The sequence below is a fragment of the Pseudarthrobacter naphthalenicus genome, from assembly GCF_029076445.1.
In the GTDB taxonomy this organism is placed as follows: Bacteria; Actinomycetota; Actinomycetes; order Actinomycetales; family Micrococcaceae; genus Arthrobacter; species Arthrobacter naphthalenicus.
Genome location: NZ_JARESG010000050.1, coordinates 1 through 6,231, shown reverse-complemented (window position 1 = coordinate 6,231; position 6,231 = coordinate 1). Strand labels below are relative to the sequence as shown.

The following is a 6,231-nucleotide window of genomic DNA, read 5'->3' as shown; positions in this document are numbered from 1 at the left end:
ATACAATAAATTGGTATCAACAAACTTGGCACACTATTGAGTTCTCAAACAACAGACACACCCGGCACCACCACCAGCACTAAACAGCCGTGGATCGCTCCGGAGCAACTTTTCAAACTTACCCGGTTTCGGTGAGCTTTGCAAATCAGCGTTTCCGCTAATTCCTACTCCCGTCAACCGGCCCCACCGAATTCGGAACGCGATAAAGCGTGCCATTTTCAGGCCGTTGAACTAGGGGGTTTGTCGCTATTTTCCCGCATCAGCGGCGGCGACTCAGAAAACAATACAGGCACCGAGCCCCAATCGCAAATCATCCGCTTGGGGCCTGCGGGCGCTCAATATCCCCGCATTTCCGCGGAATCCGGGGCTTTTCAAGGGCGTGGAATCACTGCGGAGCCAATCAATCCACATGTTGACTAGGTCACATGTCCAGGCCCGGCGCTGGCCGCATCAGCTCCGGTCTGCCGCTCAGAGAGTTCGTCCGGTTGCGCCCCGTGGGCCGTGGCATTCTTCGGCGGCCCCGCGCGCCGGGCATTCAGGCACTTTCCGCGTGCAGGGTGCTCGGGCCATGACCTTTATGTGCAAACGGAGCGGAACCGTAGGACGAACCCACGCCTGACGCCGGCGGAGCCGGGGAGGTCTTGAATGTGGATGTACTAGATATCTTTCCCCGGCGAAGCCGTGTTGAGCTCGAGGAGGGCTTCGAATCAGGGGCGCAAGCTGCGCAAGCCCGTTGCCGGCTCACAGGCGCCGGGACCACTAGCGTGAATGTCGCTGATCAGCGAAGCTAAGCGGAGGAGGGCATTGGCAATTGCGGTCACAGCCCAAGGGCAAGGACGATCAACGCCCTGAGGCCAGTCGAAGTGTGTTGGTGGGCAGGGAAATGCTTAATCTGCCCGCGGGTTTCAGAACTCCGACCGTTCGGAGGGCAATACATCGTGGCGAGCACAGTGAATGAGCCCCAAGCGCCACCGGTCCTGGACGTCAACGGGTTGAGCGTCGCATACGGCAGGCAGGCCGTCGTCGAGGGCGTCAGCTTTCAGATTCATCACGGCGAGATCTTTGGGTTACTGGGCCCAACGGGGCAGGGAAGACGAACACTCTCAGCGCCATCGAGGGGTTGGTTAGGCCCACGTCTGGGCGCCTGCTGGTGCATGGCATCGACGTTCGCCGAGAGCCACTGGAAGCGAGGGCTCGCCTCGGGGTGCAATTGCAGTCCTCAAGTTTCCAGGCCGAGTTAACCATTGGACAGATCATCAGGCTCTATGGCGGTCTCTATGGGGTGAAACTCACACGAGAGAAGATCCATACCTGAGTGCGAACTGTCGGTCTTGAACAAAAGCCCGGGAAGAGGTTCAAACAGTTGTCTGGCGGCCAACAGCAACGGCTCGCTCTGTTCATTGCCACTATCCACAGCCCTCTCCTGCTTTTGCTGGACGAACCGACCGCGGGGCTGGACCCCCAACCGCGCCGGGGAACTGTGGCGTCGCGTCGAGGAGCTACGTGGCAGAGGCTGCAGCATCCTTCTCACCACGCACTCCATGGAGGAGGCACAGGCGGTGTGAGGTCGGGGGGCGATCATCGACCAGGGGATCCTGCTCACGATCGGAAGACCGGCAGAGCTGATCGATAAACACAAGGACGATCCACGAGTACTCTCAGTCGCCCACGGTGCACCCACTTTGGAGATGTATTCACCGGACTGACAGGAAGTGAGATCCGTGACTAGCTCCGGCATCGCATTAGACCGCCCGCCACCGGGGCTGGCCATGAGGTCACTGCTCCGCGCCGACTTCATGGCACTCTTCTCGGACGTACTGAACCAGGACGCGTGGAGCAGTCAGGACACCTACTCGCTCCTGGCCTGCGCCGGCTACATCGCCGTGTTCGCCTTCATCGGAATCCGTTGGTTCCGGTGGGATTCCCGATGACATCGAAAGATATCCTTGCCCGCCCGGCAGCAATTCCTGGGCGCGAAGGCCCTGCCCGCGTGGTGGGCACCGACTCCCGGTTGCTGTTCAATGCGTTGGCCTGGGCGTTCACGTCGTTGAAGTTCGATGGCCTCGGTGACGAAGGTGTTCCGGGATCTGGTGATCGCCCGGGTCGTGGAACCAACTTCACTCCTGGATGCCGGCAGAGTCCTGCGGGACCTCGGCCAGAGTCCTGCCAGCTACGCGACTATGAAGCGGACCCTTGCCCGGGCAGCTGCGGGTAACTACCGCGACCGGGTCGCGACCTGGTGCTTCGAGCACGCCAGGACCGACGGGGACGTCTCACTGGTGCTCTATGACGTGACCACCTTGTATTTCGAGGCGGAGAAGGAAGACGATCTGCGGAAAGTCGGGTACTCCAAGGAACGTCGCGTTGATCCCCAGATCGTTGTCGGTCTGCTGGTGGATCGCGGCGGGTTTCCGTTGGAGATCGGCTGCTTCGAAGGCAACAAGGCCGAGACGGCAACCATGATCCCGATTATCAAGCAGTTCCAGGTCCGCCACGGTCTGGCCGACATGGTCGTCGTCGCCGACGCAGGCATGCTTTCAGCCAGCAATCTGCGCGAGCTGGATGAAGCGAACCTGCGGTTCATTGTCGGGTCCCGAATGACGAAAGCGCCGAATGACCTGGCCTCGCATTTCCGCTGGCACGGTGACGCGTTCAGCGACGGGCAGCTGATCGATACGCTCACGCCCAGGACCGGCCACACGAACGAGAACAACCCTGATCTGCGTGCCGAACCCGTCTGGGACCCTGCCGCGCACCCGGGATCCTGGCGGGCGGTGTGGGCCTACTCCCGCAAGAGAGCTGTTCATGACAACACAACGCTCACGGCCCAGGAGAACCGGGCACGGGAGGTCATCGAGGGACAGAAATCGGCCCGGACCCCACGGTTCGTCAAGACCGCCGGCGGCAAACCGAGCCTGGACGAGGCCTCGATAGCGCGTGCGCGGCAGCTCGTCGGGCTGAAAGGCTACGTGACAAATATCCCCGCAAACATCATGCCCGCAGGGGAAGTAATCGGCTCCTACCACGACCTGTGGCATGTCGAGCAGTCGTTCCGGATGAGCAAAACTGACCTGCGCGCCAGGCCCATGTTTCACCGCACCCGTGACGCGATCGAGGCGCACCTGACCATCGTGTTCACCGCGCTTGCGGTCTCCCGGTGTTAGCGGCCATGAAAAACTGCCCATAGGCGGCCACGAAAGTGCCCACTGACGGCCAGTAGAACTGCCCGACGGTGGCCATGAGATCTGCCCACTTCCTTACTGAACCGACCGCGCCTTAAGCGGTGGGGGCCTCTTCCTGGGGTTTGATGACGGTGTCTAAGCGCACCAAAGCGAACCAGGAAGAGGCCCTGTAGGAAGTCTGACGGAGAAATCATGGAAATTCTTGCTGCCTACGATCTGACCGGGTCGTTGCGCGCCACTGCGGAGCTCACGGGCTGCTCGCATCACACCGTTGCCAAACATGTCCAGGCCCGGGACGCCGGCCGGCCGATCGGGGAACCCGCGGCCCGCGGCCGGGTGACCGACGCGTTCCTGCCCAAGATCGAGGAATGGATCGAAACCTCCAAGGGCCGGATCCGTGCCGACAAGGCCCACGAAAGGCTCCTCGCCTTGGGCTACACGGGTTCGGAGCGCTCCACCCGCCGGGCGATCGCCCAGGTCAAGGCCGCGTGGCGGCTGGGCCATACCCGCGTTCACCGGCCGTGGATCACCGAGCCGGGGATGTGGCTGCAGTATGACTTCGGCGACGGGCCCCGGATCGGCGGGGTGAAGACCATCCTGTTCGTGGCGTGGCTGGCGTTCTCCCGGTTCCGGATCGTGATCCCGCTCAAAGACCGGACCGCGCCGAACGTGTTCGCTGCCCTGGACCGGTGCTTCCGCATCCTCGGCGGAGCACCGACGTATGTTCTGACGGATAACGAGAAGACCGTCACCACCGCCCATGTCGCCGGGGTCCCGATCAGGAACCAGCAGACTTTGGACTTCGCCCGGCACTACGGTGTCACCGTGCTGACCTGCCAGCCGGCGGATCCTGCCACCAAGGGCGGGGTCGAAGCGTCCGTGAAACTCGCCAAGGCCGACATCGTGCCCAAGGACACCAACCTCCGCGACGAGTATTCCTCCTTCGCGGAACTCGAGGCTGCATGCGCGGCGTTCATGGAGCTGGTCAACAACCGTGAGCATCGGGTGACCCGGCGCCGACCGGCGGCCATGCTCGCGGAGGAAGCCCCCAGGCTGCACCGGATCCCCGATACCGCCCACACGGTCGCCTTCGGGCTGGCCCGCACCGTCCCGGAGAACACCCCGATGGTCACGTTCGAGAACGCCCGATACTCTGTGCCGGCGCATCTGCTCGGGGCCCGGGTGTTCGTGCGAACCCACGGTACGGGCCCCGGCGAGCAGGTCATCATCGTCCACGCCGGTACCTCCGGCCCAGTCGAAGTCGCCCGCCACGACCGGGCAAGGCCCGGCAGCCCTGCCATCAACGATGAACATTTCCCCGGAACCAGGACCCGGATCCCCGGCGACTACGAGGTCAGGGCCCGCAGCGCGGACGAAGCCGCGTTCCTGGCCATCGGTGACGGCGCCAGGACCTGGCTGGTCGAGGCCGCCGCGGCCGGGACGGCACGGATGAACGTGAAGATGGCCGAGGCAGTGACCCTGGCGAAAATCGCCGGCACCGACCAGGTGGACCGGGCACTGGGCGACGCGGCCCTGCATGGCCGCTTCGCGCACCCGGACCTCGCCTCCATCCTGAACGCCAACATCCGCCGCACCACCACCCACGCCGCGAACGAAGCCACCTCACTGACCCAGGGAACCGGCGCGTGGGCTGCGATCGGCAACCCCACCCTGAACACCACGGCCAAGAACATCGCCCCGGAGGACGCCCGATGAGCCCCGTCACGACGACCAACACCACGGCCCCGCCGCTGCCAGCGGATCTGGAGGCCCTGATGCGGTCCCTGAAGATGCCTCACGCCCGGGCGCTGGCTCCGGAACTGATCGCGACAGCTCGCGCGCAGCGCTGGGAACCGGCCGAGGTCATCAAGGCCCTCTTCACCGAGGAAGCCGCCGGCCGGGCCCGGTCCATGCTCGCCTCCCGCCGCAAGGCCGCGGGCTTCCCGACCGGGAAAACCTTCGATGCCTGGGACCCGGCCGCGTCCTCCATCCCGGCCCCGACCCAGCAGGCGCTACGGACCTTGGAATGGATCAACCGGCGGGAGAACCTGGTCGTCTGCGGTCCGTCCGGCACCGGGAAGACGTTCTTCCTCGAGGCCCTCGGCCAGCAGGCCGTCGAAGCCGGGATGCGGGTGGCGTGGTTCCGGCTTGAGGACCTCGGCGTCCTGATCCGGGCGCACCGCACCGATGACAGCGTCACCCGGGCCGTGGCCCGAATCCTGCGCGCCGAGCTCGTGGTGATCGACGATATTGGCCTGTTGCCGGTGGCCACGGACGCCGCCGAGGGCCTCTACCGGGTCGTGGACGCAGCCTACGAAAAACGGTCCGTCGCGATCAGTTCCAACCTCCACCCGGCCGGGTTCGATGAGCTCATGCCCAAGACCCTCGCCACCGCCACCGTTGACCGGCTGCTGCACCACGCCCACGTCTGCCAGACCAGCGGCGATTCCGTACGCCTCACCCAGGCCCTCGCAGGAAAAGGAGTCACCCGGCTGAACTAACCAAAACAACGATGGCCAACCCCGCCGAACCAATCAGTGGGCAGATCTGCTGGCCATCACCGGGCAGTTTTACTGGCCACCAGCGGGCACATCAACTGGCCGCCCGTGGGCAGAAACTACTGGCCATTGACATCCCGGACTGTCCAGAACAGGACAGGGCTGGCGGTGCGTAACGTAATCCGACAACTCCGGCCCTTACGCTCAGCGACCATCGCCATCAACGGCACCACGCAGACATTCGCCCCCGATATTGCCGCCGAGCAGCAGGCCATTCTCGACGCCATCCGCAACCCAAAACTCACGCACTAACGAAATGAGCCAAGTCAGGGGCGCCGGGGGTTGGGTGTCCGGGGGCGGAGGTTGGCGCGGGGGTGTTTTGCCGTGGCGGGGTGCGGGAGGGTTTGGGGATTTCCCGCGTTAAGCCTGACTTGGCTCACGGCTCCGTCGTTCCGATGGGCCTATGGCCTTGACCTGCGGTGATGTTTTCTGACTGGCCGCTTTTCACGCACTAATGGTTTGGCCTAGTGTCGCCGGTGTGGTGTTTATTA

General features: G+C 64.0%; 3 protein-coding genes and 3 pseudogenes. All 6 read left to right on the top strand.

Annotated features, from left to right (window positions below):
- Positions 1 to 1,003: 1,003 nt before the first annotated feature.
- Positions 1,004 to 1,633 (top strand): annotated as a pseudogene (locus PY310_RS21750) (ATP-binding cassette domain-containing protein).
- Positions 1,634 to 1,721: 88 nt separating this feature from the next.
- Complete coding sequence (locus PY310_RS21060; protein ID WP_275216579.1) at positions 1,722 to 1,931, top strand: hypothetical protein; 210 nt, start codon at positions 1,722 to 1,724, stop codon at positions 1,929 to 1,931.
- A 23-nt stretch (positions 1,932 to 1,954) separates the two neighbouring features.
- Positions 1,955 to 3,155 (top strand): annotated as a pseudogene (locus PY310_RS21055) (IS1634 family transposase); the annotation flags it as partial.
- A 219-nt stretch (positions 3,156 to 3,374) separates the two neighbouring features.
- Positions 3,375 to 4,898 (top strand): IS21 family transposase, encoded by a 1,524-nt coding sequence (gene istA / locus PY310_RS21050; RefSeq protein ID WP_275216578.1) that lies wholly within the window; start codon positions 3,375 to 3,377, stop codon positions 4,896 to 4,898.
- Complete coding sequence (gene istB / locus PY310_RS21045; protein WP_275216576.1) at positions 4,895 to 5,683, top strand: IS21-like element helper ATPase IstB; 789 nt, start codon at positions 4,895 to 4,897, stop codon at positions 5,681 to 5,683. Before istA ends, istB begins: the two co-directional genes overlap by 4 nt.
- Positions 5,684 to 5,815: 132 nt before the next feature.
- Positions 5,816 to 5,992: pseudogene (locus tag PY310_RS21040) on the top strand (IS1634 family transposase); the annotation flags it as partial.
- Positions 5,993 to 6,231 lie beyond the last annotated feature (239 nt).